The 22,810-nt window shown below is 65.9% G+C and carries 21 protein-coding genes; 11 read left to right on the top strand and 10 right to left on the bottom strand.

The features are described from left to right. Positions 1 to 44: 44 nt before the first annotated feature. Complete coding sequence (gene purU, locus QX094_RS02325; RefSeq protein WP_315738990.1) at positions 45 to 908, top strand: formyltetrahydrofolate deformylase; 864 nt, start codon at positions 45 to 47, stop codon at positions 906 to 908. Positions 909 to 923: 15 nt separating this feature from the next. On the opposite strand, the gene QX094_RS02320 is transcribed toward purU, so the two are convergent. Continuing rightward, complete coding sequence (locus tag QX094_RS02320) at positions 924 to 1,163, bottom strand: hypothetical protein (protein ID WP_315753582.1); 240 nt, start codon at positions 1,161 to 1,163, stop codon at positions 924 to 926. Positions 1,164 to 1,507: 344 nt separating this feature from the next. On the opposite strand from QX094_RS02320, the gene QX094_RS02315 reads away from it, so the two are divergent. The 6 genes from QX094_RS02315 (at position 1,508) to QX094_RS02290 (ending at position 7,871) form a co-directional block, all read left to right on the top strand. Beyond that, the gene (locus QX094_RS02315; protein ID WP_315753584.1) at positions 1,508 to 2,686 is read left to right on the top strand and encodes an ABC transporter substrate-binding protein; all 1,179 of its coding nucleotides are present in this window, start codon (positions 1,508 to 1,510) and stop codon (positions 2,684 to 2,686) included. Positions 2,687 to 2,930: 244 nt separating this feature from the next. Then, the gene (locus QX094_RS02310) at positions 2,931 to 3,800 is read left to right on the top strand and encodes a branched-chain amino acid ABC transporter permease (protein ID WP_315753586.1); all 870 of its coding nucleotides are present in this window, start codon (positions 2,931 to 2,933) and stop codon (positions 3,798 to 3,800) included. 7 nt (positions 3,801 to 3,807) lie between these two features. Next, positions 3,808 to 4,845, top strand: coding sequence for a branched-chain amino acid ABC transporter permease (locus tag QX094_RS02305; RefSeq protein ID WP_315753588.1), 1,038 nt, complete (start codon positions 3,808 to 3,810; stop codon positions 4,843 to 4,845). Next, a complete protein-coding gene (locus tag QX094_RS02300; protein WP_315768765.1) occupies positions 4,842 to 5,588 on the top strand; it encodes an ABC transporter ATP-binding protein in 747 nt (248 codons plus the stop codon). The genes QX094_RS02305 and QX094_RS02300 overlap by 4 nt, the downstream gene beginning before the upstream one ends. Next, complete coding sequence (locus tag QX094_RS02295) at positions 5,588 to 6,304, top strand: ABC transporter ATP-binding protein (RefSeq protein WP_315712901.1); 717 nt, start codon at positions 5,588 to 5,590, stop codon at positions 6,302 to 6,304. Before QX094_RS02300 ends, QX094_RS02295 begins: the two co-directional genes overlap by 1 nt. A gap of 448 nt (positions 6,305 to 6,752) precedes the next feature. After that, positions 6,753 to 7,871, top strand: a complete 1,119-nt coding sequence (locus tag QX094_RS02290) for a cobalamin-independent methionine synthase II family protein (protein WP_315712900.1) — start codon at positions 6,753 to 6,755, stop codon at positions 7,869 to 7,871. Between the two features lie 42 nt (positions 7,872 to 7,913). On the opposite strand, the gene QX094_RS02285 is transcribed toward QX094_RS02290, so the two are convergent. From QX094_RS02285 to QX094_RS02270, 4 genes are all read right to left on the bottom strand, one after another. Continuing rightward, positions 7,914 to 9,044: an acyltransferase gene (locus QX094_RS02285; RefSeq protein WP_316187624.1), complete on the bottom strand. Its 1,131-nt coding sequence runs from the start codon at positions 9,042 to 9,044 to the stop codon at positions 7,914 to 7,916. 85 nt (positions 9,045 to 9,129) lie between these two features. Continuing rightward, positions 9,130 to 9,822, bottom strand: coding sequence for an SGNH/GDSL hydrolase family protein (locus tag QX094_RS02280; protein WP_316187623.1), 693 nt, complete (start codon positions 9,820 to 9,822; stop codon positions 9,130 to 9,132). 57 nt (positions 9,823 to 9,879) lie between these two features. Continuing rightward, the gene (locus tag QX094_RS02275) at positions 9,880 to 10,257 is read right to left on the bottom strand and encodes a DUF2147 domain-containing protein (protein WP_315712895.1); all 378 of its coding nucleotides are present in this window, start codon (positions 10,255 to 10,257) and stop codon (positions 9,880 to 9,882) included. A gap of 183 nt (positions 10,258 to 10,440) precedes the next feature. Beyond that, positions 10,441 to 12,108, bottom strand: coding sequence for a caspase family protein (locus QX094_RS02270; protein WP_315712894.1), 1,668 nt, complete (start codon positions 12,106 to 12,108; stop codon positions 10,441 to 10,443). Positions 12,109 to 12,263: 155 nt separating this feature from the next. On the opposite strand from QX094_RS02270, the gene QX094_RS02265 reads away from it, so the two are divergent. The 3 genes from QX094_RS02265 (at position 12,264) to ahcY (ending at position 16,410) form a co-directional block, all read left to right on the top strand. Then, positions 12,264 to 13,613: a hypothetical protein gene (locus QX094_RS02265; RefSeq protein ID WP_315712892.1), complete on the top strand. Its 1,350-nt coding sequence runs from the start codon at positions 12,264 to 12,266 to the stop codon at positions 13,611 to 13,613. Positions 13,614 to 13,670: 57 nt separating this feature from the next. Continuing rightward, a complete protein-coding gene (metK, locus tag QX094_RS02260) occupies positions 13,671 to 14,867 on the top strand; it encodes a methionine adenosyltransferase (protein WP_315712890.1) in 1,197 nt (398 codons plus the stop codon). 121 nt (positions 14,868 to 14,988) lie between these two features. Continuing rightward, positions 14,989 to 16,410 carry an adenosylhomocysteinase gene (gene ahcY, locus QX094_RS02255; protein ID WP_315712889.1) on the top strand — a complete coding sequence of 474 codons (1,422 nt, stop codon included), beginning with the start codon at positions 14,989 to 14,991 and terminating at the stop codon, positions 16,408 to 16,410. A 282-nt stretch (positions 16,411 to 16,692) separates the two neighbouring features. On the opposite strand, the gene QX094_RS02250 is transcribed toward ahcY, so the two are convergent. Next, positions 16,693 to 17,715, bottom strand: coding sequence for a hypothetical protein (locus QX094_RS02250; RefSeq protein ID WP_315712887.1), 1,023 nt, complete (start codon positions 17,713 to 17,715; stop codon positions 16,693 to 16,695). A gap of 294 nt (positions 17,716 to 18,009) precedes the next feature. On the opposite strand from QX094_RS02250, the gene QX094_RS02245 reads away from it, so the two are divergent. Then, positions 18,010 to 18,189 carry a hypothetical protein gene (locus QX094_RS02245; protein WP_315753598.1) on the top strand — a complete coding sequence of 60 codons (180 nt, stop codon included), beginning with the start codon at positions 18,010 to 18,012 and terminating at the stop codon, positions 18,187 to 18,189. 9 nt (positions 18,190 to 18,198) lie between these two features. Here QX094_RS02245 and QX094_RS02240 read toward each other — a convergent pair whose 3' ends face one another. The 4 genes from QX094_RS02240 to QX094_RS02225 all read right to left on the bottom strand — a co-directional run bounded on the left by QX094_RS02240 (position 18,199) and on the right by QX094_RS02225 (position 22,427). After that, positions 18,199 to 18,774, bottom strand: a complete 576-nt coding sequence (locus tag QX094_RS02240; protein ID WP_316159257.1) for a cytochrome b/b6 domain-containing protein — start codon at positions 18,772 to 18,774, stop codon at positions 18,199 to 18,201. A 47-nt stretch (positions 18,775 to 18,821) separates the two neighbouring features. After that, positions 18,822 to 19,100, bottom strand: coding sequence for a PepSY domain-containing protein (locus QX094_RS02235; protein WP_315825101.1), 279 nt, complete (start codon positions 19,098 to 19,100; stop codon positions 18,822 to 18,824). 268 nt (positions 19,101 to 19,368) lie between these two features. After that, entirely contained in the window at positions 19,369 to 21,834 is a 2,466-nt protein-coding gene (locus tag QX094_RS02230) for a TonB-dependent receptor (RefSeq protein WP_316187622.1), read from the bottom strand. A 212-nt stretch (positions 21,835 to 22,046) separates the two neighbouring features. After that, complete coding sequence (locus QX094_RS02225) at positions 22,047 to 22,427, bottom strand: DUF2946 family protein (protein ID WP_316187621.1); 381 nt, start codon at positions 22,425 to 22,427, stop codon at positions 22,047 to 22,049. Between the last annotated feature and the right edge of the window lie 383 nt (positions 22,428 to 22,810).

The following is a 22,810-nucleotide window of genomic DNA, read 5'->3' as shown; positions in this document are numbered from 1 at the left end:
GCCGCATCATTCCCCTCATATCATCCGCCCGGTACGTCATCGCCATGTCCGACCACCAATATGTCCTGACCCTGTCCTGCCCGGATCGTCCCGGGATCGTCTCGGCCGTTTCGACCTTCCTCGCCCACAATGGCCAGAACATTCTCGATGCCCAGCAGTTCGGCGACTTCGAGACGGGTCACTTCTTCATGCGGGTGGTGTTCACGGCCGCCGATCTCGCCGTCAACCTGCCGGCGCTGCAGACCGGCTTCGCCGCGATCGCCGAGCGCTTTGCGATGGACTGGCAGATGCGCGACCGCGCCGGGCAGCGCCGGGTGATGCTGCTGGTGTCGAAGTTCGACCATTGTCTGGTCGACATCCTCTATCGCTGGCGCACCCGCGACCTCGCGATGATTCCGACCGCCATCGTCTCCAACCATCCGCGCGAGACCTATGCCGGGCTCGATTTCGGCGACATCCCGTTCCACCACATGCCGGTGACCAAGGACACCAAGCGCGACCAGGAACAGGCGATCCTGAAGCTGGTCGATGAGACGAAGACCGATCTCGTCGTGCTGGCGCGCTATATGCAGATCCTGTCGGACGAGATGTCGGCGAGCCTGTCGGGCCGCTGCATCAACATCCATCATTCGTTCCTGCCGGGCTTCAAGGGCGCAAAACCCTATCACCAGGCCTATGAGCGCGGCGTCAAGCTGATCGGCGCCACAGCTCATTACGTGACCCGGGATCTCGACGAGGGTCCGATCATCGACCAGGATGTCGAGCGCATCAGCCATCGCGACACGCCGGAGGACCTCGTGCGCAAGGGCCGCGACATCGAGCGGCGCGTGCTGGCGCGGGCGATCCGTTATCACCTCGAGGATCGCGTCATCCTCAACGGGCGCAAGACCGTCGTCTTCATGGATTGATGTCGCGACCGCCCGTCAGCGGCCGGGGACGGTCGCCTGCGCGTTGGCGTTCGACTGCGTCTCCTTGTCGCGTTCGGCGGCCGGCATCTGCCGCTGCCGCTCGCGCTCCTGCATGAAACGGTCGTATTCCGGGGTTCCTGGACGGGGCGGCGCACCGGCCGGCAGGCCGCCGGCCCATTGCGGCATCAGGTCGCCCATCCCCGCGCCGACCTTCTCATTGATCGACGAGCAGCCGGCGAGGATCGGCCCAGCCATGGCCAGAAGCATCATCGCGGCCGGAAACAGTCTGGTCCGGTGGGGGTGTCTGGCCGGCATTGACGGGGGACCTTTCGTGCTGCGGGAGATCCGCGGCCCGGACCCTAACGACTTGCCATCAATTGGCAAAATTTGGCCGTTCGATGATTGGGGTATTAATATACCTATCACGGATTGGTGGTCCGTTGCGGAAACCTACCGTTCACGAAGCCTCCCATGATCGCCATTGACAACGGGGTCCCGAGTCCGCAGCGATGCGCCCGCGATATCGCGAACGAGATCGCACGGTTAAGACAACAATGGCCGGGGGCTGCGGTCCTGATCCGACCAGGGAGGTAGTTTCAATGTTCGTGCGAAACAAGACACTGACGCTCGCCAGTGCGGCTCTTGCCGCGGCTGCGCTCGCGTCGGGTGCGGCGCGGGCCGAAGACGTGTTCAAGATCGGCCTGATCGTGCCGATGACCGGCGGCCAGGCGTCGACCGGCAAGCAGATCGACAACGCGATCAAGCTGTACATGCAGCAGAACGGCGACACCGTCGCCGGCAAGAAGATCCAGGTCATCCTCAAGGACGACGCGGCGCTGCCCGACAATACCAAGCGTCTGGCGCAGGAACTGATCGTCAACGACAAGGTCAACGTGATCGCCGGCTTCGGCGTGACGCCGGCGGCCTTCGCCGCCGCGCCGCTCGCCACCCAGGGCAAGATCCCGGAAGTCGTCATGGCGGCCGGCACCTCCATCATCACCGAGAAGTCGCCCTACATCGTCCGCACCAGCTTCACGCTGCCGCAGTCCTCCACCATCATCGGCGACTGGGCGGTCAAGAACGGCATCAAGAAGGTCGCCACGCTGACCTCGGACTATGCGCCCGGCAACGACGCGCTGGCCTCGTTCAAGGAGCATTTCACCGCTGGCGGTGGCGAGATCGTCGAGGAAATCAAGGTTCCGCTGGCGAACCCCGACTTCGCTCCCTTCCTGCAGCGCATGAAGGACGCCAAGCCGGACGCCATGTTCGTGTTCGTGCCGGCCGGCCAGGGCGGCAACTTCATGAAACAATATGCCGAGCGCGGCCTCGACAAGAGCGGCATCAAGGTGATCGGACCGGGTGACGTCACCGACGACGACCTGCTCAACGACATGGGCGACGCCGTGCTCGGCGCCGTCACCGCGCACATCTATTCGGCGGCGCATCCGTCGGCGAAGAACAAGGAGTTCGTCGCGGCCTACAAGAAGGCGTTCAACAGCCGTCCAGGCTTCATGGCGGTCGGCGGCTACGACGGCATCCATCTGATCTACGAGGCGCTGAAGAAGACCGGTGGCAAGACCGACGGCGATTCCCTGATTGCTGCGATGAAGGGCATGGCGTGGGAGAGCCCGCGCGGTCCCATCTCGATCGATCCGGAGACGCGCGACATCGTTCAGAACGTCTACATCCGCAAGGTCGAGAAGGTCGACGGCGAGCTCTACAACGTCGAGTTCCAGACCTTCGACGCCGTCAAGGATCCGGGCAAGGCCAAGAAGTGACGCGATAGGCGTCATCGAGGGACGCGCGGCACGACAGGTGCCGCTCCCTCTCCCGCTTGCGGGGGAGGGCTGGGGTGGGGGCGCCCCGCGGCGCGCTGGTCGTGTGCAGAGAGTTCCCCCACCCGGATCGCATCTTCGATGCGATCCGACCTCCCCCGCACGCGGGGGAGGCGCAGACCGAGCGAAGCGTGACATGTGTGCCCTTCCCTGGAAGGGATAGGACCGGGGACCGACGTACACTTCAATGACCGCCATCCTCACCAACCTGTTCGACGGCGTCGCCTACGGCATGCTGCTGTTCGTGCTGGCCTGCGGGCTCGCCGTGACGCTCGGCCTGATGAACTTCGTCAACCTCGCCCATGGCGCCTTCGCCATGGCCGGCGGCTATGTCTGCGCCGTGCTCGTCAACCGGATGGGATGGCCGTTCTTCGCGGCGCTGCCGCTGGCCTTCGTCGCGAGCGCCATGATCGGCGCGCTGCTGGAGCGGACGCTCTATCAGCATCTCTATGCGCGCAGCCATCTCGACCAGGTGCTGTTCTCGATCGGGCTCGTCTTCATGACGGTGGCCGCGGTCGACTACATCATGGGCTCCTCGCGAATCTTCATCAATCTGCCCGATGTGTTGCAGGGCCAGTTCGACATCTTCGGCGTTGGCATCGGCCGCTATCGGCTGATGATCATCGTGATCTGCGGGCTGCTCACGGTGGGGCTGCAGCTGGTGCTCTCCAAGACCCGGTTCGGCAGCCGACTGCGCGCCGCCGTCGATGATCCCCGCGCGGCGAGCGGCCTCGGCATCAACGTGCCGCAGGTGTTCGCCTTCACCTTCGCGTTCGGCTGCGGGCTCGCTGGCCTGGGCGGCGCGCTCAGCGCCGAGATTCTCGGCCTCGATCCGTATTTCCCGCTGAAGTTCATGATCTACTTCCTGATCGTGGTCACCGTGGGCGGCTCGTCCTCGATCACCGGGCCGTTCCTGGCCTCGCTGCTGCTCGGCATCGGCGACGTCGCCGGCAAATACTACGTGCCGAAGCTCGGCCCCTTCGTCATCTACACCATCATGATCGTGATCCTGATCTGGCGTCCGAACGGCCTGTTCGGTCGCACGGCGACGCGGTGAGGATCGCATGACCACGAACGCACAAACCGAGGTCGGATTTCACGCCAGGCAGCATGGCCGCTGGCACTGGAGCGAGTTCGCCTTCTGGATCGTCGTGCTGGCGGTCGGACTGGCGTTTCCCTCGCGCTACCTGATCATGACCGAGATCCTGCGGCTGGCGCTGTTCGCGCTCTCGCTCGACCTGATCCTCGGCTATGCCGGCATCGTCTCGCTCGGCCACGCCGCCTTCTTCGGCGTCGGGGCCTATTGCGCGGGCCTGCTCTCGGTGCACGGCATCATCAACGAGCCGGTGCTGGCGCTGATCGTGGCCGGCCTCGCCGCCACCGTGCTTGGCTTCGCCACCAGCTTCCTGGTCATCCGCGGCGTCGACCTGACGCGGCTGATGGTGACGCTCGGCATCGCGCTGTTGATGGAGGCGCTGGCGGAGCGCTTCTCCAACATCACCGGCGGTACCGACGGTCTCCAGGGCATCGACATCCAGCCGATCTTCGGCGTGTTCGCCTTCGACATGTTCGGCAAGACCGGGTTCTTCTATGCGCTCGCGGTGCTGTTCGTGCTGTTCCTGCTGGCGCGGACGATCGTGCATTCCCCCTTCGGTCTGTCGCTGCGCGCGATCAAGAACAATCCGTTGCGCGCCGCCGCCGTCGGCATTCCCGTCAACAAGCGCCTGATCGCGATCTACACCGTCGCGGCGTTCTATGCCGGCATTGCCGGGGCACTGTTCACCCAGACCACGGCGCTCGCCTCGCTCGACGTGTTCGCGTTCGAGCGCTCTGCTGATCTGGTGCTGATGCTGGTCATCGGCGGCTCCGGCTATCTCTATGGCGGGCTGATCGGCGCCGCCGTGTTCCGGATGTTGCAGGAACTGTTCCAGTGGATCACGCCACAATACTGGATGTTCTGGATCGGCCTGGTGCTGGTCGTCATCGTGCTGGTCGGCCGCCACCGCATCCACGCCTATGCGCTGTGGTTGCCCAACCTCGTCCTGCGCCAGATCGCCGGCCGCAAGGCCGCGGTGGCCCTCACCGATAACGAGGCGCCATGACCTACGCATTGGAAACCCGCGGCCTCGACAAGCATTTCGGCGGCCTTCACGTCACCCGCGACCTGTCGCTGCAGATCGCGCCCGGCGCGCGCCACGCGCTGATCGGTCCGAACGGCGCCGGCAAGACCACGGTCATCAATCAGCTCACCGGCGTGCTGGAGCCGAGCGCGGGCCGCATCCTGCTCGAAGGCCAGGACATCACCGATCTGCCGGTGCACAAGCGCGTGCTGCGCGGCCTGTCGCGCACCTTCCAGATCAACCAGCTGTATCCCGACCTGACGCCGTTGGAGACCATCGGGCTTGCGGTCTCCGAGCGGCTCGGCGGCGGCGGCAATTGGTGGCGGCGCATGGGCACGCGCGACGACATCAATGCCGAGATCGCCGAGACGCTCGAGCGCTTCCGGCTGCTCGACGTGATGAACGACCGCACCTCGACCTTGCCCTATGGCAAGCAGCGCCTGCTGGAGATCGCGGTCGCGATCGCCGCCAAGCCCCGCGTGCTGCTGCTCGACGAGCCCGCCGCCGGCGTGCCCGAGGGCGAGCGCAAGGACATCCTCGCCGCCGTCGCCGCGCTGCCGCGCGACGTCACGGTGCTGCTGATCGAGCACGACATGGACCTCGTCTTCTCCTTCGCCGACCGCATCTCGGTTCTGGTCTCCGGCGCTCTGCTGGTTGAAGGCACGCCCGACGAGGTTGCGCGTGATCCGCAGGTCAAGGCGGTCTACCTCGGCGAGGCCGCGTGATGACCGATCTGCTCGCGATTGAAAATCTTCGCGCCGGCTACGGCCAGGCGGTCGTGCTGCCGAACATGTCGCTCAAGCTGCCCGAGGGCCAGGTGCTGGCGCTGCTCGGCCGCAACGGCACTGGCAAGACCACGTTGATCAACTCCATCGTCGGCGTCACCCGCCGCTTCTCCGGCAAGCTCGCGCTCGCCGGCACCGACATCACGGCTCTTCGCGCCGACCAGCGCGCCCGCGCCGGCATCGGCTGGGTGCCGCAGGAGCGCAACATCTTCCGCTCGCTCACGGTGGAGGAGAACATGACGGCGGTGGCGCAGCCGGGACCCTGGACGATCGAGCGCGTCTACCAGATGTTTCCGCGGCTCAAGGAGCGACGCAACAATTTCGGCAATCAGCTCTCCGGCGGCGAGCAGCAGATGCTGGCGATCGGCCGCGCGCTCACCCTGAATCCCAAGGTTCTGCTGCTCGACGAGCCGACCGAGGGCCTCGCGCCGATCATCGTCGAGGAGCTGCTGGCCGCGATCGGCACCATCAGCCGCGCCGGCGGCCTGTGCTCCGTGATCGTCGAGCAGCACGCGCAGAAGCTGCTCGCGCTGGCTGACCGCGTCGTCATCCTGGAGCGTGGCACCATCGTGCATGACGCGCCGTCGAGCGCCTTGAAGGCCGATCCGGCGCCATTGGAGCGGCACCTCGGCGTCGCGAGCGCGGCCGCGCATTGACCTGATCGTCGGGCTTGAACGCTACAGGGCGAAGCGTCATCCTTGGTTGCAGGGACGGTGTGGCTCGCGCAGTCAGCGTGAAGGCCATGCCGGAAGATCCGGCGGTATGGTGCGGCCGCCGTGGACACCGGTATGCAGGATCCGGTCGTTACAGCAGGAAGGCTGGCCAGCGCCGTTGTCGCGATGGCACTTCACCTGGAGGCGGATTTGATGGGTTCACCTCAGGATGCCCCATTGAACGAGGTCAGGGTAGGTCAGCCCATTGCTCGGGCCATGGATTGCGCCATGCCCCTCCACGATCTCTCCTCGATAGAATTGTATACCGACCGGATACGGGGTAGGGGATGGACCCAGTCCATCACGCTTTGCCCAGGTAACCAGCCAGGACAGATCGCAGCCGGTCCAACAACCCTATCCAACGAATCGACGCCTTCCAAGGAGTGAGCACATGCAACGCACCAAGCCCCCATTCCGCGCCGACGAAGTCGGCAGCCTCTTGCGGCCGCAGAAGATCAAGGAAGCCCGCGCCAAGCTCGAGAAGGGCGAGATCTCGGCCGACGATCTCCGAAAGATCGAGGACATGGAGATTGAGAAGGTCGTGCATCGCCAGGCCTCGACCGGTCTCAAGCTCGCCACCGACGGAGAGTTCCGTCGCTCCTGGTGGCACTTCGACTTTCTCGCCAAGCTGACCGGATGCGAGCTGTTTCACCCGGACACCGGCATCCAGTTCACCGGCGTGCAGACCCGTCATGACGCGGTGCGCGTGATCGGCAAGCTCGACTTCCCGGATAGTCATCCGATGCTCGACCACTTCCGCTTCCTCAAGAAGCACGCCGACACCGCGCATGTCACGGCGAAGATGACGATCCCGTCACCGGCGGTGCTGCACTTCCGTGGCGGCCGCAAGTCGATCTCCAAGGACGTCTATCCCGATCTCGACGCCTTCTACGAGGATCTCGGCAAGACCTATCGCAAGGCCGTGAAGGCCTTCTACGACGCCGGCTGCCGCTACCTGCAGTTCGACGATACGGTCTGGGCTTATCTGTGCTCGCAGGACGAGCTCAAGAAGGCGCGCGAGCGCGGCGACAATCCCGACGGTCTGCAGCAGATCTATTCGCGCATCATCAACTACGCGATCGCCGAGCGGCCCGCGGACATGACGATCACCACGCATGTCTGCCGCGGCAATTTCCGTTCGACCTGGATTTCCTCGGGCGGCTACGAGCCGGTCGCCGAGACCATGCTCGCCAATACCAATTACGACGGCTATTTCCTGGAGTATGACAGCGAGCGCGCCGGCGGCTTCGAGCCGCTGCGCTTCCTGCCCAAGGGCAACAAGGTCGTCGTCGTCGGTCTCGTGACCTCGAAGGTCGGCGAGCTGGAGAAGAAGGACGACATCAAGCGCCGCCTGGAAGAGGCCTCGAAGTTCGCCCCGCTCGACCAGCTCGCGCTGTCGCCGCAATGCGGCTTCGCCTCGACCGAGGAGGGCAACATCCTCTCCGAGGAAGAGCAGTGGGCCAAGCTGCGCCTCTGCGTCGAGCTTGCCGAGGAGATCTGGGGGAAGTAAGCGCGCCGTGAACACTGCACGCCTCGACATGGGGCGTGCTGATCAGTGATGCGGAAGCGGGGCCGGAGCAATCCGCTCCGCTTCTTTTTTGCGCAGCAGCGCGCGGCGGATCAGCCGCTGTGCCGGGGCCTCGAACCCGGAATAGGTGAGATACGCCGCGGTCAGGGTCAGCCCCATGAAGCCGACCCAGAACGAGGGGCTGCCGTAGGGGATCGCTCGTCCAAGCGCGCCGAAAGCCAGCGCGATCGTGAGCTGGATCGGGAAGTGCAACAGGTAGCACGAATAAGTCATGTTGCCGGCGGCCTGCAGCAGGACTTCGGTGCGCCGCGGCAGCGTGATGGGCGTCGCGCAGACGAACAAGAGGATGGGTGTATAAACGAGCAGGAGCGCTGCGGAGCGCTCGGCAAGCTCAACGCCGGAGAGCCAGAGGGCCGGCGGAATTGTAACGACGGCGCACGCGGCGAACGCTTCCAGCCGCGCGCGGTACGGGGCATCGGCGACGCTCTGCCGCACCATGGCGGCCAGTCCGCCGGCATAGAAGAACACGAAACACTTGCCGACCAGTGTCCCGCTCGCGATGCCGGCCAGGATCATCGCCAGGTTCAACAGCGGTGATGTGGTGACGAAACGCAGCGCCAGGAAGAAGGCCGCATAGACCAGAACCTCGATCGAGACCGACCAGATCGGGCCGTTGAAGCTGACCCCGGTCGGCGGCAGCCAGTCGCTCGCCATGAAAAGCTGGGTGACGAAATGAGCGAGATCGTTGCTCTGGTAGACGAAGAAGACGCCGTGCTGCGCGGCATAGAGGGCCTGCAGCCCCGCGACCAGCAGCAGCGTTGCGAGATGCAGCGGATAGAGCCGCGACACCCGGTTGACGAAGAAGGTCCAGCCATCGACCGTGCCATCCGGGATGATCGCGCTGTACTTCCAGAAGAAGATGAAGCCCGAGATGCACCAGAAGATCACCACGCCGTATTCGCCGAGCTCATAGAACGGAAACAGGACATTGTAGAACGGCAGCTCGCTGCGGACGAGATCGACAGGGGCATCGGCGATGTAGGCGAAGTGCGGGTAGTGCCACAGCAGCACCGAGATCGTGGCGAGGAAACGCAGCAGCTCCAGTCCGAGCAGCTTGTGAGTCCCAGGCGATGTCGATGTGTGAAGCGGGGCCATGCGGTGATCGTTAACCGTCTCGACGGGATGTGCGCCCCCATCCTAGCCGGCGCGAAGTGAAGGATTGTTTTCGCAGCCTGCGGGATCAGCGGCAGGCGAGCTCGGTTCCCTGCAGGATCGCCTGGTCCCAGGACCGATAGCCCATGGCATTCAGGTGGATGCCTTCGAGCGTGAACGGCGATTCCATCGGCGGCAGGGGCAGGAAGGTCGCGCCGGTGCGCCTCGCGAGGTCCGGCAGCATGGCGCGATAGCCGGTGATGTTCGCCATGGCGGCCTTCTCCATGGCCGGCGTGAATGGCCCGCGCGCCTCGACGGAGGGAAACTCGGTGACGAAGATGCGCGTGGTGAGGTTTGATAGCTCGCGCAGCAGGGCCTCGTAGCGCCCGGCGAAGGCCTCGCCGGAGTCGGACTTGGCGGTCAGCGCATCGTTCACGCCGAGGGAGACGATGATCGCGAACGGCCGTTTCGGGCCGAGTGCGGGCTTGAGCCAGCCGGCCAGGTCGCTGCGCGTCCCGGCGCCGGCGAGACCGGCGTTGACGATCGGATGTCCGCAGGCGCTGGCCGGCAGCGTCGCCGCCTCGACGATGCTGTCGCCGAGCACGACGATCGGGTCATCGGAGCGCCCCATCAGGTTGTAGTGGACGATGAGCTGGCGAACCGTGCGGTGGTCGCTGCCCGACGGCGTCGCGGAGCGGCGCGCCAGCACGAACGTCGCGGCTGCTGCGGCAATCACCGCAAACAGCACGAATCCCAGCCGCGCCTGCGTCTTTGCTGCCATATGGACGATCGATGCCTTGATGCGACCCGACCGTAGTCTGAATTCGCAAACGGAGCTCTAATTCGCCCGCGTCCAGGTCGAGGAACGGCAGATGACGCCGCCAAAGGCGCAACCGGCGGTCGTCAGGGTGCCGCCGGTGAGCGTCATCTTGGCATCATAGGTCTTGCCGTCATCGGGATTGCTGTAGCTGCCGGCCCAGGCATTGGGGCCGGTCGGCTTCATCCCGGAGAACAGCCGCTGTCCGACCTTGGCGGGAGTGTCGGTGCCTTCCTTGATCCAGACCAGCGTGCCGCAGACGGCGCCGCCGCAGGGCGCGAATTTGACCTTGGAGGCGCCGCTTTCGCGCAGCCAGACGCCGGTGACATCGTCGGCGAGCGCCGGGCCTGCGGCCAGCACGACTGACAGACCAAGTCCAACAACGAAACGACCGATCATGCGAGCCTCCCTGATCCTTCGAGACGAGCTTGTTGCCGGCGGATCGTGTCGGCGATTGGGCGGGCCGACGGCGATACGCTTCGTCTCCATTGTGCGGCAGCATATCAGGATTCGGGCATGCTGCACCTGACTCCCCGAGGGCCGTGACGGTCGGGCTGGAGCAGCGCCTGCCCAGCCGCAGGTCTATCTCGCCGCCAGATAGACCTCACCGAGCAGCGAGGAGTTCGACCACGGCACCTGCTTGTTCTTGGTGCCGGCCACGACCTCGGCGCGAACGCGCGTCAGCATCTGCTGCACCTCGAGACCGGGCGTGCCGATGTGGCGGGTCAGCGCCGCCGAGAACGGGCTGTTGTCGCCGTCGCCGTCGAGCGCGACCTTGCCCGGCGCCGTCGCGAACGCGATCAGCGTGCCGGCCCCGGACGTTGCGCCGGTACCGAGCGAGGTTGGTGCGGCGAGCCCGCTGGCGCTGAGACCCCGGCCGGGGCCGGCGCCTGCCGTCTCCGGCGGGGCGAACGGATTGTTGCGGCAGGCATCGAGGATCAGGATGTTGGTGCGGACCTGGTCGTCGAGCCCGGCCAGGATCTGGTCCATGTCGACCATCGCCGTGACCACGTCGCTGCCTGCAGACGGCGCAATGTCGGTGGGGACGAGATAGTTGCGGCCGTCGATCTGCACGCCGTGGCCGGCATAGAACACCACGGCGACCTGCGCCCGCGCCGCCTCGCGCAGGAAGTCGCGCGTCTTCGCCTGCATCGCCGCGCGGTCGAGATCGAGGCCCTCCGTCACCGTGAAGCCGATGTCGCGCAGGCTCCTGGCGATGGCTCGCGCGTCGCGCGGCGGATTGGGCAGCGGCTGCACGTGCGTGTAGGCGCCGTTGCCGATGACCAGCGCCATGCGCTGCCCGGTCGGCACCGCTGCGGCCGAGGAGGGGGCCGGGGATTCCGGCCGCTGCTGGGGGCGCGCCGCCGGCTCCGACAGCAGCGACAGCCGCACCCTGGCGGTGGCCTGGCTGGCCTTGCTGCCGGCATCGGATGCGGTGGGCTTCAGCGCCGCGGCGTAATCCGCCTTGGCCGCATCGAACTCGCCCTTGGCCTCATAGGCCAGCGCGCGATGCACGTGGGCTGAGATGACGACGCTCCCCGGCGGTGTCATCACGTTGGCCGGCGGATTCTGCGCCAGCCGGACCGCCTCGGAGGCGTCGGCAACGGCGCGGTCGAGATGGCCCTTGGCGCGCCAGATCACGCTGCGGTTGATCAGCGGCGAGGCCAGCGCCGGATCGAGCCGGATCGCCTCGTTGATGTCGCCGAGCGCGTCGTCGAGGTCGCCGGTCGCTTCCTTGGAGATGCCGCGATTCTGCCAGGACAGCGCGGATTTCGGCGTCAGCCTGATCGCCTGGTCATAGTCGGCAATCGCCCTGGCGTAGTCGCCGGTGCCGCGATAGGCGTTGCCGCGGTTGTGGAAGAGCGTGCCGCTCGGCGCGCCGCTCTTGATGGCGTCGTTGAAGTCGGCGATCGCGATCTCGTACTCGCCCTTGTCGTAATAGGCCGAGCCGCGCAGATTGTAGATCGCCTGCGCCGGCTGCAGCCGCAGCGCCTCGGTGGCATCGGCGATGACGTGGGTGTAGTCGCCCTTCTTGTTCCAGCCGACCGCGCGCCAGAAATAGATCGTGGCGAGCTGGCTGCCGGAGAACACCTTCAGCGCGATGATCTTGGTGCAGGCGGCGATCATCTGGTCGGCCGGCGTCGTCTCGGTGGTACAGAGGGGGCCAAGCTGGGACTTCGACTGGGCGAGGCCGGGAGACGCCCAGAGGGCAGCCAGCAGCGGTATCAGCAGCAGGAGGGAGCGGCGCATCGGCACGGACCGTGGGGGACGAGAGGCGGGAACCTATCCGGTTTGTTGCGTCCGGAAGGTTCCGGGTTCAGGCTCTTTCCAATGGTGGGCAGATGGTGCTAGGAGGTTGGGCCAAGGGCGCGTTGCCCACTCCTATTTCCCACCCGTCGGGCCGAATGAAGAACGACCAGCTGCTCGCCCAGATCACGGAGTTCTGCCGCCAGTCGGACATGGCGGAATCGACGTTCGGCCGGCGCGCCGTGAACGACGGCAAGCTCGTGCAGCGGCTGCGCGAGGGCAAGCGCATCACCATCGACACGCTGGATCGCATCCAGGCCTATATCGCGGCCTCGACTGGCACGCTGCCGCCGCCGCGGCTCGACGTCGTGCCCGAAAAGCGCGATCCCAAGAGCAATTTCCGCTTCTTCGAGAACCGTCAGAAATACCTGCTGTTCGTGCACACCTGCAGCGAGAAGCGGGTGGTGGCCGAGCGCGTCGGTCTCGAACTCGCCAGCATCCATCCGCGGCCGCCGGCGCTGCGGCTGTTCGACGCCGGCGTCGGCGACGGCACCGTGCTGTCGAAGGTCCTGCGCACCATGCACGGCCGTTTTCCACACATTCCGTTCTATGTGGCCGGCAAGGAGCTGAGCCTCGAGGATGTCAGGCTGACACTGGAGAAGGTCCCGGACCGGCTGTTCGAGCATCCGGCCAGCGTGTTCGTGTTCACCAACATGAACTATGCCGAGGCGCCCTGGCTGACGCCGGCGTCGCCTTCGGTAGCCGCCTCGATGATCTGGCACGAGGTCGTGCTGCAGGGCGATTCGTCCGGGGATTTCGAAGCCCAGATCACGGCGCTGAAGCCGTTTCTGGAGCAGAACTGGCGCGCCAACGTCTCCCCGCGCACCGGCATGCCGGTCTATGAGCGGCCGATCGCCCTGGTGCTGTATCGCGAGGATCACCGCTTCCTGCTCGACGGCATCATCCCGCGGGCCGGTCGGGTCGAGGCCAATTTCGACCTGATCATCGCCTCGCAGCCCTACCGGGCCCGGTCCTCGGTCAATTTCCGCGCCAAGCGCATCATCGCACCGCTGGCGCGGGCGCTGAAGCCGGGCGGCCGGCTGATCGGAATCCACTCCCACGGCCAGGATCCGGGCCTGGACATCATCCAGGCGGTCTGGCCGGGAGAAAATCCTTTCTCGGTCAGCCGCCATGAGCTATTGCGCGCCGTGAAATACGAGCTCGGCTCCAGTGGGCGGGACTTAAATTTTAACGCCTATGCGGACAATCGCTCGATTTTCAGGTATGAGATGGAGGCTCTGCCCAACGAGGTCACCGGTGCGATCGGAACCTCGACGGCCTTTGCAGCCTGGAACGCGGCGGTGTATGTCGCGCAGATCGAGGAAGACCGCCTGACCGAGGTGGCCCACTCGTCCCGCGCGCTCGACGCCGCCAGAGAGGTTCTGCGAAAGCACAACGGGCTGTGGTTCTACGATGAATCCTACGTCATCTCGCGGCGTCGCGACTGACATTCCTTAGGGATCAATACAAACGACCGCCGTGGGCGGCGAAGAAGGGGTTGCTTGATGCGCGCGTCATATCTGTTCACCTCGGAGTCGGTGTCCGAAGGCCACCCGGACAAGGTCTGCGACCGTATTTCCGACGAGATCGTCGACCTGTTCTACCGTGAAGGGCCGAAGGCCGGCATCGACCCCTGGCAGATCCGCGCCGCCTGCGAGACGCTCGCCACCACCAACAAGGTCGTGATCGCCGGTGAGACCCGCGGCCCGGCTTCGGTCACCAACGAGCACATCGAGCACGTCGTCCGCGAGGCCATCAAGGACATCGGCTACGAGCAGGAAGGTTTTCACTGGAAGACCTGCGATATCGAGATCCTGCTGCATCCGCAGTCGGCCGACATCGCCCAGGGCGTCGACGCGCTGCAGCCCGGCGAAGTCAAGGAAGAGGGCGCCGGCGACCAGGGCATCATGTTCGGTTACGCGACCAATGAAACGCCGGATTTGATGCCGGCGCCGATCTTCTATGCCCACAAGATCCTGCGGCTGATCTCGGAAGCCCGCCACGCCGGTGTCGAGAAGGTGCTCGGTCCGGATTCCAAGAGCCAGGTCACCGTGCAGTATGAGAACGGCAAGCCGGTCGGCGTGCGCGAGATCGTGGTGTCGCACCAGCATCTGGTCGAGGACATGACTTCGGCGCAGGTCCGCGAGCGCGTCGAGCCCTATGTGCGCAAGGCGCTGCCGGAAGGCTGGATCACGCCGAAGACGATCTGGCACATCAACCCGACCGGCAAGTTCTACATCGGCGGTCCCGATGGCGACGCTGGTCTGACCGGCCGCAAGATCATCGTCGATACCTATGGCGGTGCTGCCCCGCATGGCGGCGGCGCGTTCTCCGGCAAGGATCCGACCAAGGTCGACCGCTCCGCCGCCTATGCCGCGCGCTACGTCGCAAAGAACATCGTCGCCGCCGGTCTCGCCGATCGCTGCACATTGCAGCTCGCCTATGCGATCGGCGTGGCGCGGCCGCTGTCGATCTATATCGACACCCACGGCACCGGCAAGGTGCCGGAGGAGGTGCTCGAGAAGGCGGCCGCTCAGGCGATGGACCTGACGCCGCGCGGCATTCGCACCCACCTCGACCTCAATCGCCCGATCTATGCGCGCACCTCGTCCTACGGCCATTTCGGCCGTACGCCGGACAATGAGGGCGGCTTCTCCTGGGAGAAGACCGACCTCGTCGAGGCGCTCAAGCGTGCGGTGTAGCTCTTAGTGCCGTCATTCCGGGGCCGCGCGACAGCGCTGAACCCGGAATCTCGAAGTGATGGATTCCGGGTTCGCGCTGACGCGCGCCCGGAATGACGCCTTTTACAGACAGGAACCCCACATGACCGCCAAGCCAGGTTTCAACGACTACATCGTCAAGGACATTTCGCTCGCCGAGTTCGGACGCAAGGAGATCTCGCTCGCTGAGACCGAGATGCCCGGCCTGATGGCGACGCGCGAGGAGTACGGCCCGAAGCAGCCGCTGAAGGGCGCGCGCATCGCGGGCTCGCTGCACATGACCATCCAGACCGCGGTGCTGATCGAGACGCTGAAGGCGCTCGGCGCCGACATCCGCTGGGTCTCCTGCAACATCTATTCGACCCAGGACCACGCGGCCGCCGCGATCGCCGCCGCCGGCATTCCGGTGTTCGCCGTCAAGGGCGAGACGCTGGTCGACTATTGGGACTACACCGCAAAACTGTTCGACTGGCACGGCGGCGGCCATCCCAACATGATCCTCGATGACGGCGGCGACGCCACCATGTATGTCCATCTCGGCCTGCGCGCGGAGAACGGCGACACCGCGTTCCTCGACAAGCCGGCGTCCGAGGAAGAGGAGGTGTTCTTCGCGCTGCTGAAGAAGCAGCTCAAGGAGAAGCCGAAGGGCTACTTCGCCGAAATCGCCAAGTCGATCAAGGGCGTCTCGGAAGAGACCACCACGGGCGTGCACCGCCTGTACGACATGCAGAAGGCCGGCACGCTGCTGTGGCCCGCGATCAACGTCAACGACAGCGTCACCAAGTCGAAGTTCGACAACCTCTATGGCTGTCGTGAGTCGCTGGTCGACGGCATCCGCCGCGGCACCGACGTGATGATGTCGGGCAAGGTCGCGATGGTCGCCGGCTTCGGCGACGTCGGCAAGGGCTCGGCCGCCTCGCTGCGCCAGGCCGGCTGCCGCGTCATGGTGTCCGAGATCGACCCGATCTGCGCGCTGCAGGCGGCAATGGAGGGCTATGAGGTGGTGACGATGGAGGACGCCGCGCCGCGCGCCGACATCTTCGTGACCGCCACCGGCAACAAGGACATCATCACCATCGAGCACATGCGCGCGATGAAGGATCGCGCCATCGTCTGCAACATCGGCCACTTCGACAACGAGATCCAGGTCGCCTCGCTGAAGAACCTGAAGTGGACCAACATCAAGCCGCAGGTCGACGAGATCACCTTCCCTGACGGCAAGCGCATGATCCTGCTGTCCGAAGGCCGCCTCGTGAACCTCGGCAATGCGATGGGCCACCCGTCCTTCGTGATGTCGGCGTCCTTCACCAACCAGACCTTGGCCCAGATCGAGCTCTACGCCAACAACAAGGACGGCAAGTACAAGAAGGAAGTCTACGTGCTGCCGAAGTCGCTGGACGAGAAGGTGGCGATGCTGCATCTCGCCAAGATCGGCGTGAATCTCACCAAGCTGCGCCCCGACCAGGCCTCCTACATCGGCGTCAAGCCGGAAGGCCCGTTCAAGTCGGACCACTACCGCTACTGATATCCGGCGCACCGCGCGGCTGACATGGCGAAGGCCGGGGCATTGCCCCGGCCTTTTGCTTGCTTCGGCGTAGTTGTGAGTTGAATCTGCGCCTGCCTCCGATCGGCATTGCGAGCCACCTTGTCCCCGCAGGTGCGCGGCCCGATGACAAGCTCCGCGAAGCAATCCAGAGTCGTGGACGGGACTCTGGATTGCTTCGTCGCTTTGCTCCTCGCAATGACGGAGATCGCGGCGCGCTCTATGAAATCAGCGGAACGCCGCGACCTGCGGTGAACGTGACAATCAGCTCGTTCGCCGCGAGGCCAGCGCCGACGCGCGGATCGCCTTCGTACGCTTCGCCGCATGATGCTCAGGCCGTGCCGCGATCCGCTTGTGCTTCTTCGTCTCCGCCGCTGCCACCTTCACGGCCGGCGCGCGATGCTTGGCATATTCCTCGCCGTCGACCGGGCCGACATGCGGCGGGTCGTGATCGAGATAGGGCCGGCCGATGCCGAACGTCTTGCCGTTGGCATCGACCCATTTCCACAGCGCCTCGGTCGCCACCCAGCGCTGTGCGCGCGTCGCGCCGTTGACGCTGACGATGTCGGCCGCGAGTCCGTGGCCGTAGCCGCCGCGCAGGCTGCCGCCGTGATAGGAGCGGTTGCTGGCGGCCTTCAGGCCGCTCGCGATCTCCTGCCGGTAGTCGTCGCGGAAGCCGCTGGTGATGCCGGGCGCGAGCCCTGCGGCCTCGGCGGCATGCAAGGTGTGGAACAGCTTCAGCTTGAAGCCGCGGTCCATGCCGCCGATCACATACTCCATCATGCTGCGGCCGATGCGCTCGGCCGCCTTCGGATCCTTCCAGGTGAAGTCGTTGTCGACGAGCTTGGTGAAGCTGCGCGTCACCTTCACCATGCGTCCCTTGCGCTTGACCGTGACGACGCGGCGCTCGGTCTCGCGGATCTTGTCGAGCTTCGGCGCGCGCTCGTACAGCGCCCACAGATAGCGATCGATGCAGGCATCGATGTCGGGGCACTCGTCGAGGATCTCGATGCGGTCGGCGCTGGCGACAGTGGGCCGGGGCGGTTCGGTCGCCGCGCCGGGCGCGGCCTGTTCGTCCGCCGGCAGGACAGCCGATGGAGTGATCGACGCGGTCGTCAGCGCAGTCTCGGCTGCGGTCGGCTGCGGCGACGTCGCGATCGGCTCCGCGGCGACGGGCGGCGTCGCTGCCTCGATCTCGGCGGCGGCCGCGGGCCATGCCGCCGCACAAGCTACCAGGACAACGGACCGACACAACGCACGCGCCAAAAGCTGCTGCGAGCTCATCATCCGGCCTCCCCAAAATCCGAGCCCCTGCTGGTGAGGGGCGGTCAGGCATCCGAGACCTGCGATTGTTCGGCGCAAGACGGCCCGGCGCAATAACGCATCTCCGCGCCCGCGCAGCTTTTGCGAGAACTGTGGCCTGCGTGCAACGATCGTGAGTTCCGTGTGTGGCGCGACTCGCTGCGAACGATCGTTCAGCGATGACAGGTGGCGGAGACCGCAGGGCCTTCGGCCGACGCTCGGTTGCCAACGCCAGCCGCGCCGCGTACTCTCTTGGAACTCGTTCGTGGAGCTGGCTACATGAGCACCATCGAGATCATCGTCGGTGGCACGAGGTTGATCCGGGACTACGCGCCCGAGGACTCGATCTGGTCGCTGCCCGAGGAAAAGCGCGAACGCAAGGCGCTGGCCGATGCGCAGCGCGATCTCGCCGTGGGGGCCGACCGTCTGGCGCAGACGCCCTACGCCGTGCGCGGCTGAGCCGCCCGGTCAGCGCGAGCCGCGCCGCAGCAGCTTGCGCCCCGTCAGCATGGCGCGGGCGAGATTCTCGCGCTGCAGGCGGCTCACCAGCACGACGCCGGCGACATGCAGCACCACCAGCGGGATCAGGAGATATGACGTCACCTCGTGGGTGTCCTCGACCCACCAGATGCCGAAGAAGCGCACGGTCACCTGCATCGCGCCGGTCATCGCGGAGACGATGAGCAGAAGCAGCAGTGCGAGCTGCATCGCCGTGCCCGCGGGATTCAGCCCGAGATAGCGCCCGGTCTTGCCGCGCCGCAGATTCCACAGGTAGGCCGGCGTCGCGCGCAGCCGGAGCTTGAGACTGCGGAAGCGCGAATGGCGCGTACCGATAATGCCCCAGATCAGGCGAAAGGCGAGCAAGCCGAGGATCGCGTAGCCCGCGATCCGGTGCAGGCCGTCATGGACGTTCGGCGTCACCCAGGCGATGAGCACCAGCACGGCCAGCATCCAGTGCCACAGCCGCAGCGGCAGGTCCCAGACCTGCACGGTGTCGGCGGTGTCCTGGCGTTTCAGGCTGGCTCGGGGGGCTGTGCCGTGCATGGCTCTCACGTCACGTCATCCAGCACGCTGGACGACGCTTGCGCCAACTACTTGGCGATCGTGTGCTTCAGGCTGAGATCCTCCGGGCTGTAGAACAGCTCATGGAGCTTGCCGCCCTTGACGCCGTAGACCTCGTAGCAGGAGCCTTCGATCTTCGAGCGGCGCACCTCGTAGCCCGCTTCCTTGGCCTTGGCTTCCGCCTCGGCGGCCGGCTTCCACTGGGCCTTGTCGAGCTTGGTGCAGTCCTTGTAGCCGTCGGCCAGAGCCGGCGAGATGGCGAAGCCGGCGAGTGCGGCACCGAGCACGGCCGCGATGGTCAGTCTCATCAATCCCTCCAATGAGCAAATTCAAATACGATGCATCGTGGGATCAGTGGAGACGGCAACCGCCCCGATGTGTCAACGGAGCGGCGGCTGGAATCGCTCTTAGAGCTTTTCCAAGTTCGTGAGAGCCGCGATTTCGGCCGAGAAACGCAGACGGCGTGATGCGCGACGTTACGTCTCGCTCGTGCCGCTCGTCGCGACGCCGTGGTCGTCTGGCGCCCGCTCTCGCCCTGTCCCGCTGGCGGGACAGGGCGAGATACGAATGCCGGCGTCAGAATTCCAGGTTCGCACCCAGATAGAACGAACGTCCGGGGCCGGGAACGGCGGTGCCCCACATCGTCGCGGTGCCCGATACGCCGCCGCCGGTGGCAGCGACGGTGCCGGCCTCCTTGTTGAACGACATCGATGCGCCCTCGCCGATATAGGCGCCGCCGAGCGGCAGGTAGTAGAGCTTGTTGAACAGGTTCTCGACGCCGAAGCTGATGCGCAGCCTCTGCCAGGTGTAGTTGCTGCGCAGGTTCACCAGGCTGTAGCCCGGGGTCTTGAGCTCGTTGCGCGCGACGGAGACGTCGGACTTGCGGCCTACCATCACCAGCTCGAGGCCGCTGTCCCAGCCGTCGAGCCGGTGCGTGAGCGTCAGCCTGCCGTTGACCGGCATGATGTTGTAGAGACCGCTTCCGGTGTCGAGATTCCGGCCGTTGGTATAGCTCAGGACTCCCTTCAGGCCGAAATCGCCGATCGACGTCGTGCCCAGCGGCACTTTGCCGGACAGATCGAACCCGTACAGCCGCGCCTGCTGGTTCATGTATTTCATGATCACGAACTGGTTGGCGACGGCAGGCACGGCGGCGGTGTTGGTGGCGGCCTTCCACTGCACCGCATCGATGTAGTCGCGTACATGGGTGTAGTAGGGCGTGAGCCGGATCTCGGCCTCATGGTCGGCGCTGTGCCAGGCGCCGGTGAAGCTCACGGTATGGGCGACCTCGGGTCTCAGATTGGGGTTTCCGAGATAGCCGTTGCCGTCGCCGACGAAGTTGTTCATCTCCAGCGCCATGGTGTTGCGCGACCAGGAATAACGCTCGTAGAGATTCGGCGAGCGGGTCTTCTGCATCGCGCCGAACTCGAAGGTGAGATGGGCGCTCGGCGTGTTCCGGAACAGCGCCGTCAGATCGACATTGTTGTCCTTTCGCGAGCGATCCATGGCGTTGAACGCCGCGCGGGAGCCGACAGAGCTCGTCTCGTACATGCCGGACATGAATCCCGATGTCAGCGGCGTGGTGCTGGTGTTGTAGCCGACGACCGGTCCGGTGTCGGTCTCGACGCGTTCGAACCGCACGCCCAGCAGCGACAGCCAGGACGGGCTCCACTTCGCCTCCCACTCGCTGAACACGCCGGCCCGGTCGCGCTTGCCGCCGTTGATGTTCCAGAACGTCAGTGGCGCCATGCCGCCGATGCAGTTGCCGACGCCGCAATCGGGGGCCGGCGGCCACCAGTCGTCGAGACGGTAGGTCTGCAGGTCGACGCCGACGCGGACCACGTCGCGGGACGACAGCGTGATGTCGGCCTTGGAGGTCAGGCCGTTGGTCTTGGTGTGCGTATACATCGGCATGCCGTTGACCGGATAGCGCGCACCCGTCGTGTTCGGCGGGCTGAGTGTGCCATACGAGAACAGCCGATCGCCGCCGAAGTCCATGTAGTGATCGACGGACTGGTGATAGAGGCGGGTGTCCAGATCCCCCCAGTCGAACCGGCCGAGATGGTGCAGGTTGAGGCTGTAGGCGTCGTTGCCCAGCATGTCCATGCGCTGGTTCGGGTAGAGCTGGTAGGGCACCTCCTGCACCCCCGCCTTCAGCTCGATGAGCTGGCCGTCCTTGCTCCAGGCGATGCCCATCAGATGATTCCTGGTCTCGTAGGCGGACGAGCCGACCTGATCGAGGGGAAGCACCGGCGTGATCGAACTCCTCAGGGTGAAGTTCTTGAAGTTGCCGCCGGCCGTATAGTTGTCGGCCTTGACCGCAGCGCCGCTGTAGCTGACGCTGTAGTTCTCGGTGGCCATGGTGGCCGACAGGTTGACGCCGCGCACGTTGCCGTTGCTGCGGTAGAAGGTGCCGATGCTGCCTTTGGTCAGCAGGCTCTGCCCCGGCGCCGCGAACAGGGCCGCCGGCGAGCTGACGGCGACGGTGCCGCCGATCGAGTCGCCGCCGACGCTCACGGGCGTGATGCCCGCCCAGACCTTGGCCGCGGCGACCTGGGCCGGATCGATATAGGACAGCGCCGGGTTCATGTGATTGGGACACGAGGCGATGGTGTCCATGCCGTCGACCTTGATGCGCAGGCGGTCGTCGGCGAGGCCATGGATCGCCGGCAGGCTGGAGACCCCGCCGGCCGAATAGAGGCTGACTCCGGGGACATCCGCAAACAGCGCAGCCGTGTCGTTCGTGGTGGCCCGCTTCGCCAGGATGTCATCCGGTGCAACCGAAGTGGCGCCGGGAGGCGCGCCGACGCCGTCGGATGAGGCCGCCTGCGGCGGTGGCGCGCTGGCCGGATTGGTCGCCGCATGTGCGCCCCTGCGGCGGGCTGCCGTTCGGGCGGCCGGCCGGGGCTTCGGGACAGCGACCGTCACCTGCGGCAGCGTGGCGGCGGAGCGAGCCTGCGATGGGTCCTGCGCGAGCACGGGACTCGAAAGGGCGAATGCCAGCAGCGCCGGCGATGTGAGCACGGTGGTTGAGCGGAGCAACCGCCGCCGGACGGGTGTCGAACAATGGTCCATGAGGGGATCTCGGAATAGGAATGGGAGAGGCGCCCGGCTGCGAGCGCGCCGTGGCCTCGTGAACATGTCGCGACGAGGCGGCTCCGGGCACGGCTGCGGCGACCGCCGGACGGCAGCCCACAGCGCGCGCGGACGAGACCGGCCGCATCGTGACGGGATGAGATGTCTGGAGTATCGGCCTAGAGGGCCGCCGGTGGTCCGCGAGCGACCGGCAGTTCGAGCGCAGGCCGAGGCGCCGCAACGAGGTCTGTCCGCTCGATCAGGATCGCCACGACCACCGGCATCGGCCGCGCCACGGCGGGGACGTGCGGGACAGTGACGCCGCGCCCGAGCGCACAGAACGGACAACTCGCGCATTGCTTGGCCGCAGTGCCGATGTCGTCCGACGTTGGATCGTCGGCGGAGCTCTGACAGATGATGGCGACGGCATCGGGGGCCGCAACCGCAGCGCTCATCGCGGAGAGCGCCAGCGCGGACTGGAAGATCAGGGCCCATGCCGCGAACCAGACGAGAGCGCCGCCGAGCCGCGACAGCGCTGCGCGCCGCCGCGCCGAGCGCATGCGCGCCTCACGTCGTGCTGATGCGATGCCTTGTAGTTGACGCCCTTGACGAGCCACCGACTGACGCCCCCGTCCCTCGCAACTACCTACAGGAGCGGACATCCGGTTGGCAATGGACGACACGCGGCCGGCTCGACTCCCGTCGCAGTGGATCAATTCGGCCACAGTGAAGTGACTTCAACTCATTCGCGAGCGGCCGGTGCGACTGAAATGCGCGCGGGCCATTCTTGCGAGTCGAACTCAATCGCGGTGCGGTCTCGCAACGGATGACGGCCGGGCCTGGACGCCGTCAGCGACATCTGTCAAATATATCCTCATGACCTTCCGCATTCGCATCGCAGGCGCTGCCGTCAGCAGCCGAATTACCGACCCGGCCTGATCCG

It is taken from the genome of Bradyrhizobium sp. SZCCHNS1050, from assembly GCF_032484785.1.
GTDB lineage: Bacteria > Pseudomonadota > Alphaproteobacteria > Rhizobiales > Xanthobacteraceae > Bradyrhizobium.
This window is presented reverse-complemented; position numbering and strand designations above follow the sequence as displayed.